Source organism: Halomonas sp. KX33721 (assembly GCF_001596805.1).
Lineage (GTDB): Bacteria > Pseudomonadota > Gammaproteobacteria > Pseudomonadales > Halomonadaceae > Vreelandella > Vreelandella aquamarina.
On record NZ_LVIA01000036.1, the window covers coordinates 1 to 24,403 of the forward strand.

General features: G+C 53.8%; 20 protein-coding genes. 5 read left to right on the top strand and 15 right to left on the bottom strand.

Annotation, left to right across the window (positions count from 1 at the left end; all coding sequences use genetic code 11):
* Positions 1 to 790: 790 nt before the first annotated feature.
* Both A3220_RS13240 and A3220_RS13245 read right to left on the bottom strand, forming a co-directional pair.
* Positions 791 to 6,184, bottom strand: a complete 5,394-nt coding sequence (locus A3220_RS13240; RefSeq protein ID WP_062375250.1) for a hypothetical protein — start codon at positions 6,182 to 6,184, stop codon at positions 791 to 793.
* A gap of 292 nt (positions 6,185 to 6,476) precedes the next feature.
* Positions 6,477 to 6,701, bottom strand: a complete 225-nt coding sequence (locus tag A3220_RS13245; protein ID WP_062375251.1) for a helix-turn-helix transcriptional regulator — start codon at positions 6,699 to 6,701, stop codon at positions 6,477 to 6,479.
* Between the two features lie 153 nt (positions 6,702 to 6,854).
* Here A3220_RS13245 and A3220_RS13250 point away from each other — a divergent pair, with 153 nt between their 5' ends.
* The gene (locus A3220_RS13250; RefSeq protein WP_062375253.1) at positions 6,855 to 7,094 is read left to right on the top strand and encodes a hypothetical protein; all 240 of its coding nucleotides are present in this window, start codon (positions 6,855 to 6,857) and stop codon (positions 7,092 to 7,094) included.
* Between the two features lie 24 nt (positions 7,095 to 7,118).
* On the opposite strand, the gene moaA is transcribed toward A3220_RS13250, so the two are convergent.
* The 9 genes from moaA to A3220_RS13295 are packed head-to-tail and all read right to left on the bottom strand — an operon-like array spanning position 7,119 to position 18,127.
* Positions 7,119 to 8,108, bottom strand: a complete 990-nt coding sequence (gene moaA, locus A3220_RS13255; protein ID WP_062375254.1) for a GTP 3',8-cyclase MoaA — start codon at positions 8,106 to 8,108, stop codon at positions 7,119 to 7,121.
* Positions 8,105 to 8,509 (bottom strand): putative zinc-binding protein, encoded by a 405-nt coding sequence (locus A3220_RS13260; protein ID WP_062362481.1) that lies wholly within the window; start codon positions 8,507 to 8,509, stop codon positions 8,105 to 8,107. Before A3220_RS13260 ends, moaA begins: the two co-directional genes overlap by 4 nt.
* A 53-nt stretch (positions 8,510 to 8,562) precedes the next feature.
* A complete protein-coding gene (gene glp / locus A3220_RS13265) occupies positions 8,563 to 9,825 on the bottom strand; it encodes a gephyrin-like molybdotransferase Glp (protein ID WP_062375256.1) in 1,263 nt (420 codons plus the stop codon).
* Complete coding sequence (moaB, locus tag A3220_RS13270) at positions 9,822 to 10,400, bottom strand: molybdenum cofactor biosynthesis protein B (protein WP_062375258.1); 579 nt, start codon at positions 10,398 to 10,400, stop codon at positions 9,822 to 9,824. Before moaB ends, glp begins: the two co-directional genes overlap by 4 nt.
* A gap of 22 nt (positions 10,401 to 10,422) precedes the next feature.
* Entirely contained in the window at positions 10,423 to 11,244 is an 822-nt protein-coding gene (locus A3220_RS13275) for a peptidylprolyl isomerase (protein WP_062362490.1), read from the bottom strand.
* Between the two features lie 39 nt (positions 11,245 to 11,283).
* Entirely contained in the window at positions 11,284 to 11,967 is a 684-nt protein-coding gene (narI, locus tag A3220_RS13280; protein ID WP_062362493.1) for a respiratory nitrate reductase subunit gamma, read from the bottom strand.
* Between the two features lie 13 nt (positions 11,968 to 11,980).
* On the bottom strand, positions 11,981 to 12,793 hold the full coding sequence (gene narJ, locus A3220_RS13285; RefSeq protein WP_062375260.1) for a nitrate reductase molybdenum cofactor assembly chaperone: 813 nt from the start codon (positions 12,791 to 12,793) through the stop codon (positions 11,981 to 11,983).
* On the bottom strand, positions 12,786 to 14,348 hold the full coding sequence (gene narH / locus A3220_RS13290) for a nitrate reductase subunit beta (RefSeq protein ID WP_062375261.1): 1,563 nt from the start codon (positions 14,346 to 14,348) through the stop codon (positions 12,786 to 12,788). The genes narJ and narH overlap by 8 nt, the downstream gene beginning before the upstream one ends.
* Positions 14,345 to 18,127, bottom strand: a complete 3,783-nt coding sequence (locus A3220_RS13295) for a nitrate reductase subunit alpha (RefSeq protein WP_062375263.1) — start codon at positions 18,125 to 18,127, stop codon at positions 14,345 to 14,347. Before A3220_RS13295 ends, narH begins: the two co-directional genes overlap by 4 nt.
* Before the next feature lie 312 nt (positions 18,128 to 18,439).
* On the opposite strand from A3220_RS13295, the gene A3220_RS13300 reads away from it, so the two are divergent.
* On the top strand, positions 18,440 to 18,886 hold the full coding sequence (locus A3220_RS13300; RefSeq protein WP_062362504.1) for an Rrf2 family transcriptional regulator: 447 nt from the start codon (positions 18,440 to 18,442) through the stop codon (positions 18,884 to 18,886).
* A gap of 6 nt (positions 18,887 to 18,892) precedes the next feature.
* Here the strand turns inward: A3220_RS13300 and A3220_RS13305 are convergent, their stop codons facing one another.
* Positions 18,893 to 20,104 carry an NnrS family protein gene (locus tag A3220_RS13305; RefSeq protein WP_062362507.1) on the bottom strand — a complete coding sequence of 404 codons (1,212 nt, stop codon included), beginning with the start codon at positions 20,102 to 20,104 and terminating at the stop codon, positions 18,893 to 18,895.
* Between the two features lie 158 nt (positions 20,105 to 20,262).
* Between A3220_RS13305 and hmpA the strand changes: the two genes are divergently transcribed.
* From hmpA to A3220_RS13320, 3 genes are all read left to right on the top strand, one after another.
* Positions 20,263 to 21,435, top strand: coding sequence for an NO-inducible flavohemoprotein (gene hmpA, locus A3220_RS13310; RefSeq protein ID WP_062362510.1), 1,173 nt, complete (start codon positions 20,263 to 20,265; stop codon positions 21,433 to 21,435).
* A 350-nt stretch (positions 21,436 to 21,785) separates the two neighbouring features.
* Complete coding sequence (locus tag A3220_RS13315) at positions 21,786 to 22,352, top strand: Yip1 family protein (protein ID WP_062362514.1); 567 nt, start codon at positions 21,786 to 21,788, stop codon at positions 22,350 to 22,352.
* A gap of 69 nt (positions 22,353 to 22,421) precedes the next feature.
* Positions 22,422 to 22,772 (top strand): DUF488 family protein, encoded by a 351-nt coding sequence (locus A3220_RS13320; protein WP_062375265.1) that lies wholly within the window; start codon positions 22,422 to 22,424, stop codon positions 22,770 to 22,772.
* A 66-nt stretch (positions 22,773 to 22,838) separates the two neighbouring features.
* On the opposite strand, the gene A3220_RS13325 is transcribed toward A3220_RS13320, so the two are convergent.
* From A3220_RS13325 to A3220_RS13335, 3 genes are all read right to left on the bottom strand, one after another.
* Positions 22,839 to 23,225, bottom strand: a complete 387-nt coding sequence (locus A3220_RS13325) for a SirB2 family protein (RefSeq protein WP_062375267.1) — start codon at positions 23,223 to 23,225, stop codon at positions 22,839 to 22,841.
* A gap of 11 nt (positions 23,226 to 23,236) precedes the next feature.
* Positions 23,237 to 23,629, bottom strand: a complete 393-nt coding sequence (locus A3220_RS13330) for a hypothetical protein (RefSeq protein WP_062375268.1) — start codon at positions 23,627 to 23,629, stop codon at positions 23,237 to 23,239.
* An 82-nt stretch (positions 23,630 to 23,711) separates the two neighbouring features.
* On the bottom strand, positions 23,712 to 24,281 hold the full coding sequence (locus A3220_RS13335; protein ID WP_252860473.1) for a hypothetical protein: 570 nt from the start codon (positions 24,279 to 24,281) through the stop codon (positions 23,712 to 23,714).
* Positions 24,282 to 24,403 lie beyond the last annotated feature (122 nt).

Genomic DNA, 24,403 nt, shown 5'->3' on the forward strand with positions numbered 1-24,403 from the left:
TGATTCACAAGGCACGGCAGATCATCCTCGACTTCGGGCAGGATATCGGGCGCATGACGGTGCTCAAGACGCTGCGGAGCCGACTGCGTTATCCACGAGGAACGCCATGCTGACCGTCAATCGGCGACACTCTATCCACAAGCAGTTCCAAGCGACACGCGATCGCCAGATATGTCGTGCCTGGCGGGTGGAAAGGCATGACAAAACGGGCCGTCAGCACCGATCAGCACGGTGGGTTTTGGCAATAACGGGCTTGCGAAAGCCAACTTGCACGGGGCGAATGATCAAAAAGTGCTCGCTGGCGGTGATAGGGAAAGTGTCGGCGCCGGCTTCACGGATTCAGGTTTCTATCAAGCTGGAAAAATACAAAAATCCCGGCGAATGGTTTTAGCTTAATTGACACTATTGAAAAAGAGTCAATTCTTTGTGTTAACTCTGACTTTATTACGCTCGACGATGAGGAGAAAACAAATATACCGATCGAAGGCGTTGGCCTCCCTGATGGTTTTTCAAGAACGCAAACTTGGATAGAACTTCGCGTCATTGAAGATAGTCTACAACAGGCAGGTGACGTACGACACTTTACCGTTACTCACCCCGATGACTTTAAGGTATTTTTAGAAGCCAGCTATCAAGAATCTTATGTCCGCTTCAAAGCAAAAAAGATCACGCAAAAAATGAAGCAAAAACCTTCTTATACATTATCAGAACTGAAGATAGATAAATCCTTAACAGAAATAGATGATTTCACGCTTATCAGCGAAACTGAAGAAACGTTAGATACTTACAACTAAGATCTATTTAGTGTCGCAAAGAGACCACAAGCTAGCAAGGCTACAGACAGCTCGTGACTGTTACGTATCGTTCCTTCCGGAGATCTTTTAAGGCCAATGCCGACATATTCTTGGCGTCGATCAAGCACATTATCGACGATAATCGGAAACGGATCCAGCTGGAACGTATTAATGTTCTTTTCTTGATAAAGGCCATTTGATTTTAGCATTTTGACGAGCTCTTCAGGCGCATTTTTTAAGGCAATCTGTATATATTGCTTTGGCACATTAAACAGAGAAAATACCTGTATAAGAAAGGCGCAGTGATGCTGATGACTCATTAGTAGCTGCCGGTTCTTACTGATTAAAAAAGGTAACTCACCCAAAATTACGCTACCATCCAAGCTCACCAACCGGCTCGCTTCTAGTCCTGTTACATGCTCAATAAGTCGGCGCCACGCCTTTTCGCCTACTTGACGTAATAAAATATTGGGATAGTTCGCCCCGCTTACCCAAGCATCGCTTTCCCCTTTCAATTTAAATCGCATATGTGATTCGGCTTCGCGAACGATTTTTGCAATGACTTCTGTAGCCTCTGGATTAAGATTAACGTGCTTCCCTGCACGTTCATAGCTCATACCTAGCCCTACAAACCGTAGTATTTTCCATAACACCATAAAATTTAAACGAGTGTAACGAACGGAAATATCGGTTGTTTCAAGCGCCGGAGTTTCAATACGCGACAATGTCTTGGTGTTTAGAACACCATCAATTTTTCTTGCACGCATATGACGTACGGGGGTTAGTTGATCTGCCCAATCAGTCAATACATGATTGTAGTTTAATGACCCCGTACGCGGGTGACGATGCCCCATCAATCTCGCCATGGCCATACCGCTGCGTCGCGATACTTGGTTGTTGTGACCTAATACGTGCTGACGTATGAACTGTGGATCAAGGTGACCGCTTATCGCTTCTGTAAGCAATGTTTGTATACCAAATAACGAGGGCGCTAATGTGCTGTAGAACGCGTGCCTGCAATGGTGCAGCGTCATTCCCCTACTCGACGTCCCATTGCGCAGTAACTGAATCAAAATTGGACTCACCTGCGCTGCCCAGTGAATGAGCCTGACTTGGGTCTCGTAAAGTTCACCCAATAAAGGACGTTTTGAATCGTTACCCGCCAGTGAGTGGAAGCGACTTAACACGTGACCGATGAGATCCTCTTCGGCTGGATCTAGCGCAAAAAGCAGTGGCACTGCGCGGCGACTAGCGTCGCTTTTGAGCTTGCGCTGCGCGTTATCACGCACCAGCACCCAACGGATACCGTAATGCTCACACCAGTCATTGCGCTGTAGCCCTATCGCTTCTTGCGCGCGCAGCCCAAAACGAAAGGTCAGTAACAGCACAAACCCTAACAACAGAAATTTCTCATCGTGTTGGCTTTGCCATTTTGATTGCAAAGCGGACTGACACAGGAGGTATTCACTTTGTATCAACATCCCTGCGCGAACGCTGCGGCGATCATTCTCGATAGCTAATTCTTGCCAATCAGGGCTTGCCACCCCCAACGTTTCCACCCACGCATGAAAATCACGCAACCGATGACTGAAGTAGTGCGCATCTTGCGACGTTAGCTCAACAAACGTCAGCATTTTAGCGTAAAGGTGCGTGACTTCCTCTTCGTCAAAGTCGAGGAGATCTACCTGGTAGCCAATCTCAGCAAAGGCTGATTTCAATGCTGAGAAGTACCGCGTTAATGAGCTTTGCGCATAGTCGTTCCGTTTACCGACTTTGCCTCGCCGCATAATAAAACTCATCCACCGCACTAATAGCAGGACGCAGCTACTGACGTGCCCGTCGTATGCGCTGCTTAGCCTATCGAGTTGCGAAGCCCCCTGGCGTAATTGCCGCTTTGTATACCCTTTCAGAACCTCTTGGACTTCTTCATAAAGCCGTTGCGCATTGGCCTGCTGCTCCACTTTGTTGAGATGGCGCCAACGAGACGTTTTTGTGGCCGACACATTGAGTTCACTGTCTGCGCTATCGTCATGGGTAGGAAATGCTAACCTAACGCCCTCTCGAATCCGTAGCTCATCGTGAAGCGGTAAGCTCGTCGAAAGAACACGCCCGCCTAGCATGCCTGCCACCATGCCAGGCAGTGATAAGAGATTTACTTGATCCATCAGCTCACCCAAGCTTGCAAACAAGGCTTGAACGCTTGTCTCCGCTATGTTCGGCAAATGCCCTCTCAATGCATCAGGGGGTGGAGTGATAGTGGCTGGCATCAGCACTTTGTTTAGATCGATTTCTTTTTGAATTTGCTGCCCGGCGGCTAGCAAAGATGCAGTCTTATAGCTGATACGGTGGCGCTGAACGGGTGCGAGGTAATTGTCCAGTTCCAGGCTTTCGCTATACTCAAGCAAATACTCTTGCTTGTGCTGAATGAGTCGATAATTACGCCCTCGGGCTACATCTAGCAGCATACGTTGATAACTAATGCGTTTTTCTAAGCACAACAAAAGCGCCCCAACGCTCAAAGCGCTCAATTTAGAAAAATGCGCTTTCAGTACTTTCGCTCGAATGTTATCCGCCCACCGCTTTAGCTCTGGCCACAATGAAAGGGCCTCTGAAGCCTTGCTGGACAGTAACGATTTTTCAGCCGACGCTTCTGCCACGCGCTTACTGATACCGTGCTGGTGCCGGTTGCCTTCCTCTTTCAAGCACCGCAACAGCACTGACAACCGTAGCGATGCATAGGTATGTATCACCGAACCACTTCGATGCAGCATACGCTGAACTAACACATCAATATCGTCCTGTGTCAGCTCCCCCCATGCTCTGCGGCTCATATATATTGCGATATCCGCTTCAGCCGCTTTACGTTCTCGCACCATCGTTTGGCGTCTTTCGTGTTCTCGCTGGCACTGACCAAACCGACGGTTCACCAGTGCCTTTTGATAGTGCTGATCCTCAGCACTGCTAGATGGAGGCGTTAATAAAGGCAACACCGAAGGCAGCGTGGGAGGAAAAAAACCTAATTCATCAAAGGCGGTGTTAACGGCATCGGCATAGCTGTGCGCATCGTCGGTCCAGCAACGCGGCGAAAAATCGCCGTAGGTCGCCACACTGCGCTCCGCATGCCCCATCCACCCATCAACCACTTCTGATGGCACCTTCAAAAAACGCAGCTGTTGGGCATAGCGATGGCGAAACACGTTGCCGGGCAAGGGCCACTGAAAGAGAGGCACCCCGGGCAAGTCGGTGCTTGTCATGGAGTGCCATACCAGCGAATCATCCAACAAGAAGAACAGCGGAAGTGCTGATAAAGCGTTGTTATCCAGTGTTTGATGTATCGCTTCTGCCAGCGCAGCGTTGACGTTTTTGAGTACTTGAGCCAGCCATTGCAAATGCGTCACGTAACACTGCAACAGTTCGATCGCTCTGTCTGGTAACGGCACCATCCGGCTACTTCGGCGCCCTTGGTCGATTTTATCGTTAAGATATAAACAACGTGCTGTTAGGTTGAAGTGTCCCAGCGACTCAAATGGATCTTTAAGATATCGGCCGCCCGAGGCTGCATAAAGTCCCATGACACAGTATTGAGCCAGGACGTTGTGATAGTGAATCAGGTCACCGTCGGCGCTGCCTTCAACCATTGCCCTGGCGTTAGTAATCTCTTGACGCAACACCGTCGTGATGGGCGAGAGACGGCTACCAATCAGATTCACGGAGGGGGGAAATGGCGTTGAGTCGGAGAGGGATAGAGACAATCCTTTTTCGATCGCGGTTATATCCCATGTCGCATAGCTGCATGCGCCTGGCAACCCTGCGTTGGGGTGAGCGGTTAAAAGACGCGCCAAATGGGGGTCATGGGTGTTATCAAAGACGGCTTGTCCCCAGACCTGCGCCAATTTAGCGCTCGTTACTCGGGGAAAATGTAATTGGGTCTGCTGATAAAACCAACGTTCCAAAGGCAGAGTGTTCTCCCACATATCCCCTAACGTGGCGAGCGAAGCTTGCTGCGCGTTAGCGGCTCGCTGGAGGATCGCAGTGACCTGTTCCGGCAGTTCAACGGAGAGCACTTCTCTTATTGAGTGAACATAATCGAGTGATTCGCTATTGGGTTGCCAGGCATTCCCACGTCGAGGTGATTTCCGCGCTATCGATGAAAAGTCACGTGTCAATGTCCACTCATCACCCGGGGCATCATCTATCTGAAACTGTGCAGCAAAATAGAGCGAGCGTGAGAAGCGAACTGACAGCCATACCATCACGGCGCCGAGCTGCTCTACCTCATCGGTTGAAAATAAGCATTGATCCACCCAACTAAGCAGCTTTTCTCGCTCTGGCGGCAGTAGCTTTTCCCAGCTCCATGGCAAAAAATGCGATGCTTCTGCCGTTTGGACAAAATAGCTTCGGCTAGCTAATTGTTGTTCCGCATCGCTATCAGAGGGATCTACCCTTGCAACATAGACTCCCTCATCCTCTGGGTCTTGATCGGCATCTTCTTCTTTTTGATACGCGTAAAATTCGTACTCGGTATCTTCGCTTTCGTCATAACCTTGGTGTACCAGTGGGAGGACAGTCGGCAAGAACCGTTCAATACGCAAGAGAGATGCTATTGCCTCATGATTAATGGGATTAACATCTTGACGCGCAATAGCAGTAATGGCGTTGAAAAAGCGGCTATAGCTCTTGTTATCACGATAATCATGACTCACCTCATCGGCGGCAGAGATGAACGCATCGTTAACACGCTCAAGCGTCGGCTCATGCTGCCCCACAAAACTGCGACACCGCCTTAATAGCGCGTCTACCACATGCCATTTTTCATCGTAGGGGCCTAAGGTCATAAAACGTGCTGCATCACTGATATTGCGATCCGCGATACATTTTTGATGAGCGATACGCTGTGCTGCGTGCACCAAAAACCATAAACGCAAAAGTCGACGCCAAAACAGCAGGTAGCCTTCGGTCGACTTCGCCTTACCATCAGCCAGCGGGTTAGTGAGCAACGTAATCAAAAACGTTTTATTTTTTACACCCCCTTCCTGAAACTGACGTTTGTTTTGTTCAACCGTGCCGACATGAGGTACCTGTGAGTAGTCACGAGAGATGTCTGGCGATGCATTGAAATGGTTAACAAACCGCTGTAGTTCATCGACTATCGGGTCGCCCGCCCAAAGCGAGAGAATCTCGACAGATTCAGGGTGAGAGCATTCCCTTACAAGATTGGCAATCGCGTCATTGCGGGGGCTTAGTCCTAGGGCGTGATAAATGACCTGGAGAACATCAAGTAAATTCTCCTCGTGCGCCCATGCTATTAGCTTGCGGTACCGCTTCCCGAGACTTACGGTCACTGCTTCCAGCTGCTGGCTGTGACAATCTCCTACGCCTTCCCGTGTCATTAATAACCCTTACGTCCAGAAGCGGCATTTGCCGAAAACCGCTCTATCATAAGGTTTAAAGCCATTTAAAACCATTTAAGGACAAAATAAATGCCCCTAAATCATCAGTCTCATAACCGTCCCCGCTACCAATATTTTGAAAGGCAGATCAGTTACTTACTGATCTGCCTTTTTTTGTTTTTGTTTGTCTGCAAACTTCCTGTGACACATCTGTGACGTATATGTGACACATTCGCTCCGTTGCTTGCGTCAGTAATTTATTCTTACGACCTTCAGTCAACGGCTGGCAGTATTAATCATCTCTAATTTCCTCATGATTTTTTTGAATTTCTAGCAGATCGCCCACCTCACAATTGAAAAGCTTGCATAGCTTATCCAGTGCATCCAGCTCGATTCGCTGAGCAGTTTCTTTATAAAGAAGCGTAACAGTATTGCGGTTAAGCCCTGTTTCACGCGCAACATCCACAATCTTCATTTTGTGCTCACCCATCAAGCGCGCGAGATGACAACGAACCATCAAAACCTCCTGAAAATGCTTTTTTGCTATCCTGAATGTCAAAAAACGATTGCGAATGGTTTTTTTGCTGTCTAAAATGTCATGCAGGATCGCATTCTGATATTTGAGATGCCTTTTAGTCACGCAGAATACCACTCCTTTTGGAGGTTTTCGATGGAATCATCTTATACCTATCTCACGACCGAAGAGCTTGCCCAGCGCATCAAGTACGACTGCCGTACTATCCGACAGCAGCTAAAAGACAGCGTCCTTATCGAGGGCACCCACTACATCAAGCCATTTGGACGACGGAAAATTTTGTTCTTGTGGGAAGCCGTTGGAAAAGAAATACTTAAAGCCGCTCATGGCACTATTTCCATTCCGATGGCAAATGGAGGCTATAGCCATGGGTAAGGTTTCCTATAGGAACTGCACTACCTAGCCACCTGTTGCATTCATAAACCTCACTATTTGAACCTCACCATCCGTGGTGAAGTGATGACGCTCAGGTTTTTTCTTCATGGCCGCCACAATGCTCGCTTTAAGCCGCTGGGTATCACCCGGATAACGCCGCATTACAGCGCGTAAATCTACCGAGTGCTCATTGCCCAAGCAAAGGAGTAGTCGCCCTTCTGCCGTCACCCGAACACGATTACAGGCACCACAGAAATTATGGCTATGGGGAGAGATGAAGCCAATGCGCGACTGGCTGTCTACCATGCGGTAATAACGGGATGGCCCTAGGGTAGTCTCGGTGGTGGGCAGGAGTTGATAATGGTTTTCTATGGTCTCGCGTACCGCATCAGTGGAAAGAAAGGTTTCACCACGATTATGTTCGCTGATAGCGCCCAGCGGCATCTCCTCGATAAAGCTGATATCGGCTTGCTCATTCCGGGCAAAGTTTACCAAGTCGAGAATTTCGTCGTCATTGCGCCCCTTGAGCAGTACGGCGTTGAGCTTAATCGACTGAAAGCCAGCGCGGCGCGCTGCACGGATACCCGCGACCACCTGATCAAGATCCCCCGTTCGGGTTAATGCTTTAAAGCGTTCGGGCTTGAGCGAGTCGAGGCTAATATTGAGCCGATGTAGCCCGCCTTGCCGCAAAGCATCGGCATGCTTGACCAAGCCTGAGCCGTTGGTGGTCATCGCCAGCTCGCGCAGACCTTCCAATGCACCGAGTTTTTGCACTAGCGTGAGTACGCCCTGGCGTACCAGCGGCTCCCCGCCGGTTAGGCGGATTTTCTCTACGCCCAGCTCGACAAACGCCTGCGAAAGCGCGGCTATCTCTTCAAGGGTCAGCAGCTGGGCGCGTGGCAGAAAGGTCATTTCCTCAGCCATGCAGTACACACAGCGAAAATCACAACGATCAGTCACCGATATACGCAGGTAACGCACCGTGCGGCCAAACCCATCTACTAGTGCACTCATTCTACGGGCTCCTCTTGGGTACTGGCATTAACGGGCAGCCGGGCAATGAGTCCTTTTACCTCTGCGGTAACCTCGGTAATTGTTTGCTCATCATAAAACTGACCCCGTCGCTTGCGCAGGCCGTTTTCATATAGCTTTACGTGCTCTGTGGGTATCACATCCGCTTTGGCGAGACAGTGGCTGGCGCAGTGCATCTGGCACCCGTCAATGGCTACGATAGGGCGCCCGGAGCGGGCAATGCGCACCAGACCGGGCACACCACCGCCCACACCGGCAATGCAGGACATTTCTGCCTCTCCTGCATGGTCAAGACGCAGGGCAACGCTATTGGCAAGTTGCGCCACATCAGAGCAGCCGGAGCAGGCATAAATCAGTGTGCGGGGTTTGTGATGTGAAGACATACCCTCTCCTATAAAAAGAAAACAGCATCAGCAGCCACAGTGAGTATAAAAATTCAAGCGGCGAACTGATTAATGGGGTAGTAGTGGTAGGTGCTCCCTTCTGCTACGTCTGTTTCGGGATTGATCATTAAATAGCCATCGGCTTGGCTAGCCGCGCTGAGCATATGCGAGCCCTGACCGCCCGCTAACTGCGCCACGGGAGTCCCCTGTGACCAATCCAGCTCCACCCGTAATAGTTCGCAGCGCCCTTGGGGTCCACGCTGAGAAAAGCCGGCTTTTACCGGGTAACGCTGTAGAGCCGCTACAGCTCTACCTTGCATGGCATGGATAAACGGCAGCACCAGCAGTTGCCAGCCCACAAGGGACGCCACGGGGTTACCCGGCAGAGCCATTAACGGGGTGGAAGAGGAAGACTCCGCGCCTAGATAACCGAAAGCAAAGGGCTTCCCTGGCTTCATCGCGACACCATGAAAATGTAGTCCACCGCGCTGCTCGATCACCGGACGAACATGATCCTCTTCGCCTACCGAAACGCCCCCAGTGCACATCACCACATCTGCAACGGTTTGTGCGTGTTCAAAGGCCTGATGCAATGACGCCGGCGAATCAGCGATGACGCCCAAATCCAGCACGTCGCACTGAGCTTGCGCTAGCAGTACGCTAAGCATGGCGCGATTGCTGTCGTACACCTGCCCCGGAGACCGCGACATGCCAGGGGCAATCAGTTCATCTCCGGTTGAGAGCAGTGCCACCCGCAGGCGCCGTTTGACGGTCACGGCATTGATTCCATGGCTTGCCAACAACGCAATCGACGCGGCATCAAGAAACTTACCCGCGGCGAGTAGCGGGGTTCCCATGCGGGTCTCCTCGCCTTGACGGCGAATATTAGCGCCTACCACCACGTTACCCTCAAGGTGTATATGCCCGTGCTGATCAAGGGTGACCCGCTCTTGAGGCACCACAATATCTGCCCCCACGGGCACCGGCGCGCCGGTAAAAATACGCGCGCAGCCTCCTTTCGGTAGTAGCATGACGCCTGCGCCCGCCGGTACGCGTTGAAGAATGGGTAAGCCTGCGCCGGGAGGTGCCGCTTGGTAATCAGCCAGGCACAGCGCGTAACCATCCATAGCGCTATTATCCACACCCGGCATATCGAGAGGTGCGACCAGCGTTTCTGCCAGCACTCGCCCCGCCGATTGTTCTAGGGTGATGTTTTCTACTGCATTAATGGGCGTGGCGGCGTCGATAAGCCGTTGGCGTGCATCAAACAGATCTAACAAGCCGGGCGTGACTATTTCTGCGCAGTGACAGTTCATAAACGCACCCCATCATTGGCAGAGGTCGTTGTGTGACGCCCGTTACACAGGGTCGCTGAAGGCAGGACCATGGCGGCGAAGTTGCAGGGCCGAGTGCGGGCGTCCAGCTGCAAAGCGATAATTCTGTCCCACGCCAACGCACACGCTTTGGGCGAGCCGGGCATCGCGAATATCATCGTTCGGTTGGCCACCCCCGCGACGGCGCGAGACTGGATCGTCGCTGTGCCAATGGTCTTCAGGGAGTAGTGGCGGAACAGCTCGCCATACCCCTCAATCGCTTTGTCGAACAGCGGTATCAACGCCTCGGGAGTGGTATCCCGGGCAGTAAAACCGGTGCCACCATTAACCAGGATCGCGTGGATATCTGTTCGTGCAATCCATCCCGAGACCACGGCGCGAACCTGGTAGATATCATCAGGTACGATGCGTCTCTCTACCAGAATATGGCCGCTTTCGTTCAGATGCTTAACCAGCAGGTCACCGCTGCCATCCTCGTCGAAGCCACGCGTATCGGAAACCGTTAGTACTGCGATGCCAAGCGGGGTGAAAAGAGCATTTACAGGAACATGGGACATCAAGCCTCTCCTATTAGCTTTCCTACTGCATCAAGCTGCCGCCAGCATCGTCATCCAGAACAATCCCCTCGACGCCTATTTCGCTCTCTAACGCCAGCAAATAGTGGCGCAACGCACGTCGCGTCGCCTGCTCCCGGAGGCTGTGGCGCACTCGGTCGGCCACCTGATCGAAAGGTAACGCCCGCCCTTCACGCCGTTCGTCAATGATTACTACATGCCAGCCATAGCGAGACGCCAAGGGGCGCTCGTGAAGGCCTTCGGGCAGGTGCTGCAAAGCGCGATCCAGCTCAGGAACGGTCTGGCCTGACACTAGCCAGCCCAAATCACCATCCATCTCTTTTGAAGGGCACGCGGAGTGGTATTGCGCAAATTCGGCAAACCGCTCGGGTATGGAATTAAGTTCTTTAAGCAGTTTTTCGCCAAGCTGGTACGCGTCATCGCGGCCCTGGGAGTCATCTGGCGCCGCTGCTAGCAGAATATGCCTTACACGTAGCTGGGTCGGCTCGCTGAAGCGCTCACGGTGGGTATCAAAAAAGCGTTGGCAATCGGCTTCTCCCGGCTCGGGCACCTCAAGTTCCTGCTCAAGCAAGGCAGCAATCGCCGCATCCTCCTGCGCTTCGCTGGCTTCCTGTGTCGATAGTAGACCCAGGACGTTAGCTCGCTGGCGCAGCAGCTCTCTAACCACTAAGGCACGAGCCGCCTGAAGCTGGGCCTCCCCCGCCGTTTCGGCGGGGTGATACTGCATCTCTAACGCAATCGTTGCTTCATCGATACTAGCGTCGCCGACGCGCACCGGAGGCGGGGCGACACCCCCTGGTAGTTGTTCGATATCAATCATCTGCATGTTATTTCTCCTCTAGGCCTGGGCAAGCACAGCAAGTGTTTAGGCGCGACGGCGGACAAGCTGATAGCGCCGGGTCACATAGCCAAACGGTACGCTCCACACATGCACCAAGCGCGAGAAGGGGAACAGCAGGATGATGGTCAGACCGATAAAGATATGCAGTTTGTAGATCCATGACACTTCCTGCATATAGTCCGCTGCGCCGCCGCTAAAGAAGACGATGGATTGCGCCCAGCTGGAGAGTGTCAACATCATCTCGCCGTCCATATGGCCTAGCGAGAAAATGATGGTCACCATGCCAAGACATGCCTGTAAGACGATCAAACCCAGGATCAAGGTATCCATCATGCTCGACGACGCCTTTACGCGAGGATTGACCACTCGCCGATAGAGCAACATGGCGCCGCCCACCACGCACATGGCACCGGCGATACCGCCGACCACGATGGCAATCAGCTGTTTGGTACCGGCATGCAGGAAAGGCGCATAGACCCAGTGTGGCGTGAGCATGCCCACCAAATGACCGAAGAAGATGACGATAATCCCGATATGGAACAGGTTGCTGGCCAGTCGCATGTTTTTTGAGGACAGCATTTGGCTGGAGCCGGTCTTCCAGGTGAACTGGCCTTGGTCGTAACGCATGAGACTGCCGACCAAGAACACCGTACCGGCCAGGTAGGGGTAATAGCCGTAGATAAGATGTTGCAGATATTCTATGAACATGGCGTTTCTCCTTTTAGCGATCGGCCACGGTTGAGGGAGGGGAAGCGCTCCAGGCGGACGGCATGATTTTGACGGGGTCGCTGTGCACCGCATTCTTGCGTTCAGCAAGCCGCCGCCCTTCCGCAGACTGCAGCGCGCAGTCTTCGTCAGAAGTGGCCGAGAAGCGTACTGCCTCTTCTTCCCATACGGCGTCCAATGCTTCGGGCGTGTTGTCAGGCGCTTCTTTTTTGACCTGGGGCCGATGCTCTTCGACCTCGCCCTCGGCCCCAATTAACGCCAAAAGTGACAGCGGTACTAGCGCGTGATCCGCTCCCCGCTCCTCCAGTCGTGCGGTCAGCAGCGCCAGGATATGGCGTATTTCGCCCAGCCAGCGGCCGATCTCGGCTTCGTCGCACATCGAAAGGTATTCAAGAAATACCGGTAGATGATCGGGCAGTTCACGGGCATCCAACTCGAACCCGGCCGCGCTGTACTCAGCCATAAGATCCACCATGGCCTGACCACGATCACGGGACTCGCCGTGAACGTGTTCGAATAGCAGCAGCGAGGTAGCCCGTCCCTTATCGAACATGGCGACGTACTCGGCCTGCAGCTCAAGCAAGTCACCCTCTTGGAGACGCTGACACCACTCCATTAGCGACGACTTGAGAGCCGCCCCCAGGCGGCGCTCGGCATTGAGGATTTCGATGAGCTCACCGCTGGCATCCTGCAGTTCCTGGGTCGGGTAATCGAGCAGGCGGGCCAGTACGCGCAGGCTTCGCATACCCTGTAGCGGCTCGAACGACGGCTCTACCGGGGTGGGCGATTGGGTAGCGGCTTCAGTCATGACGAGACTCCTCAAATTGTGGCTGCGGGTCGAAGACCTCTACCGGTTTTACCAAAACGCTGGTCTGCTTACGGCCATTGAACAGGCTGGGCTGGCTCTCACCGTGGCAACCATCACCAAAGGTAAAGCCGCATCCTCCCCGTTCAGGGAAGGCTTCGGTGGCCATTTCCCGATGGCTGGTGGGGATCACGAAACGATCCTCGTAGTTGGCAATGGCCAGGTAGCGGTACATCTCCTCTACTTGGGCCACGCTCAGCCCCACGGCATCGAGCACTTCGGCGTTGGGGGTACCCTCCACGTGCTTGCCGCGCATGTAGACACGCATCGCCATTAAGCGCTTGAGCGCCAACACCACAGGCTCTTCCTCGCCGGCTGTCAACAGGTTAGCCAGGTACTTCACCGGGATACGCAGTGATTCGATCTTGGGCAGGATGCCGTCGAACTCCACATGGCCTGCCTCGGCGGCGGACTGAATCGGCGACAGCGGCGGCACGTACCACACCATCGGCAGCGTGCGGTATTCCGGGTGCAACGGTAGCGCCAGCCCCCAGTCGATGGCCATCTTATAGACCGGTGAGGCTTGGGCCGCCTTGATGACGTTCTCCTGGATACCATCCCGCCGGGCCTGGGCAATCACTTCCGGGTCGTTGGGATCAAGGAAGATCTCGCGCTGGCGATGGTAGAGGTCACGCTCGTCGGGAGAGCTTGCCACCTCTTCAATGCGGTCGGCGTCATATAGCAGCACTCCGAGATAGCGAATGCGGCCCACACAGGTCTCGGAGCAAATAGTCGGCTGACCGGCCTCGATACGCGGGTAGCAGAAGATGCATTTTTCGGACTTACCGCTTTTCCAGTTGTAGTAGATCTTCTTGTAGGGGCAGCCGGAGATACACATCCGCCAGCCACGGCACTTGTCCTGATCGATTAGAACGATGCCATCCTCTTCTCGCTTGTAGATCGCACCGCTGGGGCAGGACGCCACACAGGTAGGGTTCAAGCAGTGCTCACACAGGCGCGGCAGGTACATCATGAAGGTGTTTTCAAACTGACCGTAAATATCTGCCTGTACCTTGTCGAAGTTGGCGTCTTTACGCCGCTTGGCGAACTCGGTGCCCAGGATCTCTTCCCAGTTGGGGCCCCATTCGATCTTTTTCATGCGCTGACCGGAAATCAGCGAGCGTGGGCGTGCCACCGGCTGGTGCTCGCCGATCTTGGCGGTATGCAGGTGTTGGTAGTCGAACGTGAACGGCTCATAGTAGTCATCCATTTCGGGCAGGTCGGGGTTGGCGAAGATATTCGCCAGCACCCGCCATTTGCCACCAATACGCGGTTCAATGCGGCCGTCGTTACGGCGCATCCAGCCGCCTTTCCACTTGGCCTGGTTCTCCCACTCTTTGGGATAGCCGATACCGGGCTTGGTCTCGACATTGTTGAACCAGGCGTACTCCATACCTTCGCGACTGGTCCAGACATTTTTGCAGGTCACCGAACAGGTGTGGCAACCGATACACTTATCAAGGTTGAGAACCATGCCTACCTGGGAACGAATTTTCATTTCACGGCCTCCTGAACGCTGTCATTGCCTTCACCATCCAGCCAGTCAACGTGTTTCATCTTGCGCACTAACACGAACTCATCGCGGTTTGAGCCGACGGTGCCGTAATAATTAAAACTGTAAGAGAGCTGCGCGTAGCCGCCGATCATATGGGTTGGCTTGGGGCAGACACGGGTGACCGAGTTGTGAATACCGCCCCGCGTGCCGGTGACCTCAGAGCCTGGGACGTTCACGTTGCGCTCCTGAGCGTGATACATCATCACCATGCCCGCCTTGACCCGCTGGCTGACCACTGCCCGCGCGGCAATCGAGCCGTTGGCGTTGTAGACCTCGATCCAGTCGTTGTCCTCGATATCGATCTCCGCCGCGTCCGCCTCGGAGAGCCACACCACCGGGCCGCCGCGGTTGAGCGTCAACATCAGCAGATTGTCGGAGTAAGTGGAGTGAATGCCCCACTTCTGGTGCGGCGTGAGGAAGTTCAGCGCCTTGCTCTTGAAACCATTGTCGGCGGGCAGCGTGAAGCCTTTGGCTGCCTTGGTATCGATGGGCGGGCGATAGACCAGCAGGCTTTCGCCGAAAGCGCGCATCCAGGCATGATCCTGATAGAACTGCTGACGTCCACTCACGGTGCGCCAGGGAATCAGCTCGTGAACATTGGTGTAACCGGCGTTATAGGAGACGTGCTCATCCTCTAGGCCGGACCAGGTCGGGCTGGAAATGATCTTGCGCGGCTGAGCGACGATATCGCGAAAGCGAATTTTCTCTTCGTGTTTGGGCCTAGCCAAATGCGTGTGATCACGCCCGGTAATTTTGGAGAGTGCATCCCACGCTTTTACTGCCACGGCGCCGTTGGTTTCCGGTGCCAGGGTCAGAATCATCTCAGCGGCATCGATAGCGCTGTCGATCAATGGGCGGCCTTTATGTGGGCCATCCAACTTGCGATGGTTGAGTTTGCCCAGCAGCTCGACTTCAGCATCGGTATTCCAGGCGATGCCCTTGCCACCGTTACCGATGCTTTCCAGCAACGGCCCTACTGAGGTGAAGCGCTCATAGGTTTCGGGATAGTTACGCTTGACTTCAATCAGCGACGGCATGGTCTTGCCGGGAATCGGCGCGCATTCGCCCTTCTTCCAATCCATCACCGCCGGCTGGGCCAACTCTCCTGGCGAGTCGTGCTGCATCGGTAGCGTGACCAGGTCGGTCTCTTCGCCCAGGTGGCCTACACACACCTTGGAAAACGCCTTGGCAATACCCTTGTAAATATCCCAGTCGCTGCGCGATTCCCAGGCCGGGTCGGTGGCGGCAGTCAAGGGGTGAATAAAGGGGTGCATGTCAGAAGTGTTAAGGTCGTCCTTCTCATACCAGGTCGCCGTGGGCAGCACGATATCCGAGTAGAGGCAGGTGGTGGACATGCGGAAATCCAGCGTCACCAGCAGGTCGATCTTGCCTTCCGGCGCCTCGTCACGCCATACCACTTCTTCGGGCTTCTGGCCACCGAAGTCGCCCAGGTCTTTACCCTGAATACCGTGACGAGTACCCAGCAGGTACTTGAGCATATACTCATGGCCCTTACCGGAACTGCCCAGCAGGTTGGAGCGCCAGATGAACATATTGCGCGGGAAGTTCTCTGGCGCGTCCGGGTCTTCTGCGGCAAAGCGCAGTTCGCCGCTCTTGAGCTGCTGAACCGCATAGTCGGCGGTAGACATACCCGCGGCTTCAGCTTTTTTCGCCAGGCGCAGCGGGTTAGCGTCCAGTTGAGGTGCTGACGGCAGCCAGCCCATACGCTCAGCGCGCACGTTAAAGTCAATCAGGCTACCGGGGTAATCCTCGGCCTTGGCCAACGGCGAAAGAATTTCTTTAATCTCAAGCTTCTCGTAGCGCCACTGGGAGGAGTGGTTATAGAAGAACGAGGTGGAGTTCATATGACGCGGCGGACGCTGCCAGTCGAGGCCAAAGGCTAGCGGGGTCCAGCCCGTCTGCGGGCGCAATTTCTCCTGACCCACATAGTGAGCCCAGCCGCCACCGCTCTGACCGATACAACCACACATGACCAACATGTTAATCAGGCCGCGGTAGTTCATGTCCATGTGGTACCAGTGATTCATACCGGCACCAACGATGATCATGCTACGGCCGTTGGTTTTATGAGCGTTGTCGGCAAATTCACGGGCAATGCGGGTGCACTGCTCTGCCGAGACACCGGTGATTTTCTCCTGCCACGCGGGGGTATAGGGGCGAATCTGATCAAACGAGGTCGCGCCATCATCTTCGCCGTCGCCGGCAAAGCCACGGTCGATACCGTAGTTGGCACACATCAGATCAAAAACGGTGACCGCCAGCATTTCGCTGCCATCGGCTCTCTTTAAGCGTTTGGCGGGCAAATTGTGGAACAGTAGGTCGTCAGCCGCGCCGACACCCGCCCCTTTAACGTGCTCAAAGTGCTCGTGCTCGATACCGCCGAAGTAAGGGAACGCCACGCGCGCAACGCTATCGTGGTGGTTGGCCAGGCTTAGCAACGGCTTGATTTCAGTGCCAGCGGCGTCCAGCGATTCCAGGTTCCACTTGCCCACTTCGTCACCGGTTTCCCCCCAACGGAAACCGATGGAACCGCGTGGTACCACCAGCTGGTCACGGGTTTCGTCCCAGGCAACGGTTTTCCACTCGGGATTGTTTTCCTGGCCCAGGGCAGCATCAAAATCACTGGCACGCAGTTGGCGGCCTGGTGCGAAGCTGCCATCTTCACGCACTTCCAGCTCCACCAGGAATGGCATGTCGGTATAGCGGCGCACATAGTCGGTGAAGTAAGCACTGGGGTTCTCAAGGTGGAACTCTTTGAGGATGACATGGCCCATGGCCATGGCCAGGGCGGCATCGGTGCCCTGTTTGGCGGACAGCCACTCGTCGGTGAGTTTGGAGACTTCGGCGTAATCCGGGGTGATCGAGACCGTCTTGGTGCCCTTGTAGCGCACTTCGGTAAAGAAGTGGGCGTCCGGGGTACGCGTCTGGGGCACGTTGGAGCCCCAGGCGATAATGTAGCCGGAGTTGTACCAGTCAGCGGACTCAGGTACGTCGGTCTGCTCGCCCCAGGTCATTGGTGAGGCTGGCGGCAAGTCGCAGTACCAGTCGTAGAAGCTCATGCAGACGCCGCCAATCAGCGACAAATAACGGCTACCCGCCGCGTAGCTGACCATCGACATGGCGGGAATCGGCGAAAAGCCAATGATCCGGTCGGGGCCATACTGCTTGGCGGTGTAGACGTTCGAGGCCGCGACCAGCTCATTGAGCTCGTCCCAATTACCGCGCACGAAGCCGCCCATACCGCGGGCACGCTTGTACTGCTTGGTCTTGGCGGGGTCTTCGACAATCGACGCCCAGGCATCTACTGGGTCTGGGTTTGCCTTCAGTGCTTCCCGCCATAGCGCCAGCAGCGGCTTGCGGATCAACGGGTACTTGAGTCGGTTGGCGCTGTACAGATACCAGGAGTAGCTGGCACCGCGTGGGCAGCCACGCGGTTCATGGTTAGGCAGATCAGGACGGGTGCGCGGATAGTCGGTCTGCTGGGTTTCCCAGGTAACCAAACCGTTCTTAACGTAGATTTTCCAGCTACAGGAGCCGGTACAGTTCACCCCATGGGTGCTGCGTACCACTTTGTCGTGCTGCCAGCGGGCACGATAACTATCTTCCCACTGGCGGGATTCGCTGCGTAGTTCACCGTGTTCGTTGGCAAAAGGCTCGCGGGACTTGCGGAAGAAATTCAGCCGATCTATGAAGTGACTCATGGTCGATCTCCAGGCTCCTCGGAAATTTGCATACCCGACAGTGCGGGTTCCATGGAGTGGATTCTGCGTGATCGACAAGCGAATTACTGCGTGATTACCTCCATATACACCCTATCTACCCCCAAGGTGATAGAGCGGCCAACGTAAAGGAATAGACGGTTGGCACTGTTGAAATTACACCGTGCGCGAATGCTTGCTGTAGCAAGGCTGGATAGGCTCGCAGGCCTTCAATCACGTTTACATTGCAACTCACTGAACATTCATACAACATACTTTTTATAGCTGAATTACTCTCGGAGCAAAACGCACTCCATGCATCTCACCCGATTCACCGATTATTCGATACGCGTATTGATATTTCTTGCTACCAAGGGGGAGGAGCGCTCTACGATTAATGAAATTGCCGAGACGTTTAATATCTCACGCAATCATTTGATGAAAATCGTGCAGGAGCTGAGTCAAAAGAACTACGTTACCGCTATTCGTGGCAAGAATGGCGGCTTACTGCTGACACGTGATCCTGCAACCATTGGGTTAGGCGAGCTGGTACGCGAGATGGAAAACGACATGGCGTTAGTGGAGTGCTTTCATAGCGACAACGCCTGCATCATTACACCGGCATGTCGCCTTCAACCGATTCTTAATGATGCACTGTCAGCATTTCTAGGTGTGCTCGACCACTATACGTTGGCCGACCTCCTGGGCAATCAACGCTCTCAACTGGCGCAACTTATGCGCATTCCTACTGTCAGCGCTTAGCACTCACTAGCCATCCTGTCCGTCGACTCGCGCCTGCATTAACGGCCAAGTGTAATGCACTAGGAATATTGCGTAGGCTACACACCAGAAGATAATGCTTAGCGTGTAGGTCCAGTGGGTAATCTGGGGAAATATCGCCAAGACGGGTGAGCGCACCAGGGCGGCTATTAGCATTAAGCCCAGCGCCACACCCATACCGGGCAAGGTGCGTATGGGGCGGCCTGTATGACCTAGCGAAACCCTGGCCATCATGGCCAGCATCATGGCACCCATGCCACCAATGGTCAGGGCATGTATAGCTAGTTCTGTGCGTATCAGCCCCATTAGTGCCAAGACCCACATGATTAGCCCTAACGGGATGCAGACGTAGCTACCGTGGAGTCCCCAAAGTAAAGGTTCGCGCCAGCTGTGCAGCCCACCCCAGCGCGCCATGCGAACAGTATTGGCCAACGCCGCTAAGAGCATCACCCCGCCGATTAATGACGCAGGAATGGCAACATCCAGCATGATAATCAACTGCAGCACGACAACCCCAGCCGTGCTAGCCAGCGTCACTCCTTCAAGTAAAGCAATAGGTTCAGGTTTGGTGCGTCCCAAACGGTTCGCAGTAAACATGCCAATCACGCGTCCGCCAACGACTGTCATCATCAGTGTGATTAACAGCACGGCTAAGTAGGCGGCTTGGCGGATAAGCTCGGCGTCACCCTGAATCACCCCTAAGTGCATCGCCAGATTAGCCGTGGCAAACAGCAGCAGCACGGGTATAAAGATCAAGTTGCGCCACCGCTTTGCAGTGATGACCAGACGCGCCATCACAATGGCGACCACCGGCAGAAACGCAAGATCAACCGCCAGCAGCAGCCACCCCGGCAAATCCAAGGGGAAAGCCATCAGCACCCTGCCCAATAGCCATAACACCACCAGACCCATTAGCGGCGCGCCGCTTAAGCTCGGCAATCCGGTCCAGTTGCGCACAGCAGTCAGTAAAAATCCCGCTACCACAGACGCAGCAAAACCAAACAACATTTCATGCTGATGCCAGAACACCAGGCCGCCATAAGGGCGCAGCAAAATACTGCCATGCCAGAAGCCCAACCACACCAATAGGGAGGCCACACTAAACAGCGCGGCCAATAGAAAGAAGGGCCGAAAAGCCAGGCGCATTAATGGCAGATTCTCAAGCTTAGAAGCAGGCTGGGATGAGGTGGTCGTTGGCATGGTTTAATCCCGACTAAATTACTTGGAAATATGATTGTGCGCCTAGCTATCAACAAAGACCATGACATGCATCAAAAATACATCTTATGGCTAGCATTTACAGACTCGTCGCATTAAGATTCATTTTAAATACTTCTTAATATACCGAGGGATTAACAGTGCTAACACATGAGCAGGAAAAGCTGATCGACGCGACAGCTCCCGTCGTGGCCGAACATCTGAATGCGATTACCCAGCGCTTCTATCCGCTGATGTTTACTCGCTATCCAGAGGTCAAGCCCCTCTTTAATGAGGTTCATCAGCAAAGCGGGGGGCAGCCCCGTGCCCTTGCCAATGCTGTATTGGCCTATGTCCAACTACGCAGTAATCCAGCTCAGGCGCGTGCTACGCTGGATGTTGTGGTCAGTAAACACGTCTCACTAGGCATTCTTCCCGAGCAGTATCCCATCGTCGGTGAATGTTTGCTGGCGGCGATTGGCGAAGTGCTGGGTGATGCTGTCACCCCGGAAATCGCCGATGCCTGGGGCGCTCTATATAACGAGCTTGCCGCTCTGTTAATCGACCTCGAAGATCAGCGCTATCGTGAGTTTGAGCAGCGCCCAGGCGGATGGCGCGGCACACGCCGTTTCAAGATTGCCAGTACCCAGCAGGAAAGTGCTTTAATTCGCTCGTTTATCCTTGAGCCCGAAGATGGGGGCCGCGTGGCTAACCACGAGCCCGGGCAGTATATCGGCGTACGTTTGACTATTAACGACGAATTGGTCTATCGGCATTACAGCCTTTCGGACACACCGAACGGTCGAAGCTACCGTATTTCGATCAAGCGCGAAGAACAGGGCCAAGTCAGCTGTCATTTCCACGATGTTTTAAAACCAGGCGATATCTTGGAGCTGTTACCGCCAGCAGGTGATCTGACGCTGATTGAAGGTGATGAGCCTCTACTGCTTGCCAGCGGCGGCGTTGGTCAAACTCCCTTGCTCCCCATGGCGCGCCATGCCTTATCTCTTGGGCGGCAAGTCATCTATCTACACGCTGCCCTGGATGCCGACCACCAGGCCTTTAAAGGCGAATTAGAGGAGCTGAAGAGCGAGTATCCTCAACATCTTAAAGCTGTCCGTATTCATGAGCGCGGTAACGAAGCCGAACATATTGGCCGTATCGACCGCAGCTTATTAGCTCACTACCTGTCAGACCTTAAGACACGCTGCTATTTCGTCGGACCTCAAGGATTCATGACAGCGATTAACAGAGCCCTGTCGGAGCTGGGTGTTGATGAGGATCGCCGACACTTTGAGCACTTTGGCCCCTCGCGCCCCCTCAACGCAACCTGATAATGGATGGCCCCAGTAGTATAACTGGGGCCGCCTTGTATTAGCTCAATGAAGCAGTTAAGAAGCTAGAAGCGTCAGCAAGCCAAACCAAACCAAACCACCCTGCACGTTAAGAAAAACCCATCCTTCAGGTCATTTTCGACGATCCAATAAGACCGGACTCTTTCAGTAGATAACTTAATTCCGGCTAGTGACGTTTGCAGAGCTACCCAGTTTGCTGTGCTCCTTTAGCCATATGAGAGCCAGGCTCGCTTGACAGAACCTTCATTAAGTCCTAAATCTTAAACATAATATCATAGTATGATATTTAAAAAATAAACCACGACCTCCACTAACCTCGAGGCTAGATAATGACTCTCCTCAGTATTATTCAGCTACCCTTTTCCCACTTGAAGAGATGGAAACACATCCAACAACGCCACCCTTCAATCGCCACTCTGGCCTGGTGCGTCGTGCTGCCCATGTCGTTGCTACCTCCTGTACTGCTCTATTACGCGGCTACCCACTACGGAGATAGCTTCGCTCCGGGCTTCGCTGACCGCCAGTGGCGCTTCATCACTACTATCTTGTTCTTGGCCGAGCTGCTTACCTTCTTCTTGATGGGCTGGCTGATTCATGCAGTAGTCAATAGCAATCGCGAACTCTCAATGAGCTACCACGACGCTTATCTGGTGGCGGCCTTAGCACCACTGCCATTATGGTTTGCTACGATCGCTCTGCTGGTACCCAGCCTGCTCTTCAATGCCATGGTTGTTATGGTGGCATTGGGTACCTCTTGTAGCTTGGTCTATCACGGCCTTCAGGCTCTATGTGAGCGCTCAACGAATGACGTAACAACGATGTCTGTTACTTACACCGTTATGGCCGCAGGGTTGCTGGCATGGGGCTTGTTGATGGCTATTGTTTGGGCTTACTAAAGTTTAGGTAGTGATGGGAGCTAATCACTCGCTAAGTTTATAGGGCAACCCAGTGCAAACGAGGTAACGATGAGTATCGAATTGAAACGTGCCTACGACTCTCCTCACAATAAGGATGGTTATCGTGTCTTAGTCGACGGAATCTGGCCGCGTGGGGTATCCAAGGAAGCAGCCAAAATTAATGAGTGGCGTAAGGAAGTCGCACCGAGCAGCGAACTTCGCAAAGCATTTCATAACGGCTCACTCGGCTGGAATGACTTCCGCCGACGCTATCTCAAAGAGTTAACTCCCTATCGCGAGGCCCTTCGTGGCCTTGCACAACGTGCCAGGAAAGAGCGTGTCACTTTAGTATTTGCCTCTAAAGAAGAGCGACATAACAATGCCGAAGTGCTGCGCCAGTACTTGAAAATGCTAAAATAATCGTCTCAATCAATGGCACATCAACTTGCTCTAAAGTATGGAGTAAGTGCTGAAGGCAATCACCCCTCAGGCCAGCCAGGAGAGAGGGCTGTGATGAACAGCGGCCCCCACCATATAGGCGAAGATAGCCACCGCCACTACCGCGGCTAGGGCTCGCACCGCTGGCGTGGCCCCACGTTTAATCGCAATGGTACCAATACCGATATAGGCCAGCAGTGCTAATAGCTTGGCGCCAAGCCAGGGAAGCTGCCAGGGCCATACGGAAAGCAATACCATCAAAGTCACCCCCAGCCCCAACAGAGCCGTATCAATAAGATGAGGCAATACCTTGACCCAACGGGCGTTGAGTCGCGGGCTTTCCTGCACCGACCACCAGGCGCGCACTACGAATAACGTGATGCTCAGCGCAGCGGCCGTCATGTGCAAATGCTTGATGAGGAAATAGTGCTCCATGCTAACCATCCCTAGCCGACGTTAAGCGCATTGCCGTGATGATCGAAGGCAAGATAGGCGGTGATATTACCCATTTGCAGCGACTCCATCATACGCTGGAGTTGCCGTTCAACCTCGGCATCATCTTTTGGATCGTCCATGGCAGCAGTGAAGACAAGATCCCATTCGATCTCGGTACGGCGTGACTCCTCAACCAACGCCGCCATGCTGGTCAACTCCTCCGTCGACTTATCTACGCATACCACAGGCACCAACACACCCCCTTCACCCTGTTCGAAGCGACGACGCTGGTCAGCATCAGGGAAGTCGGGCAGCTCTGCGTGAACGAACACAAACAGCAGGCGCTGGGGCTTAGGTTGTTTACGCGCTTCCTGCAGTAAATCGGCAAATGTCGCTATGGTCATAAAATGGGCCTTATCGCTAGTGGTTTAGAATCAGAAGGTGAGAGAGTAGGTAAGAATGAACAGGTGAGACTCATAGGCGGCGTTACTCGGGTGACTCTACGAAAAGCCACAGCAGCAGCATTACCATAAACAGAGGGATCAACAGGCTAAGTGGCGCCGCGCGCCAACCATAGGCTTGGACTACCAGAGGCGCCATCCGCAAGGAAAACGCTACCCCCGCCGCTAAAGCCAGAAAAAGGGCAACACAAAGACTCACCCAACAACCAGGCATCCAGCCTTTGGCGTGGGCGATGCCCGTCGTAATCACCGCACCTCCCAGTCCAAGCCCAGCCCCCACTAACAAAAACTCCCACGGCCGGCTAGCCATCCCAAACCCGCCCAGCGCCAACGCTAGCCCCAGTAATAGCCATTGCATCAAGCGGCAGGTGTCTCCCCGCCTGGCGATATACCAAGCAGGCCATGCCAACAGCACACCGCTACTCAACGGTACCAGCACATAGAGGGGTTGTTTTGCGAGCAGGGCATAAAATGTCCAGCCAGCCACCGCTAAAGCGCTTGCCAGCGGCATTAGCAGCATGGCTACCAGTAACTGATAACCATTGACTTGCTGTGTTGATGTCTCCAACGTGGGAGGCGGCACAGATGATGGCATGGCATTTCCCAGCGAGGGTATAAAGACATCGGAAGACATGTAAGAATTGTCTGTAAATACAGGTCGTAGGTCAAAAAACATCGGAGGTAGGTCGGCTAACCCCAAAGGAATAGCCCTCGTAT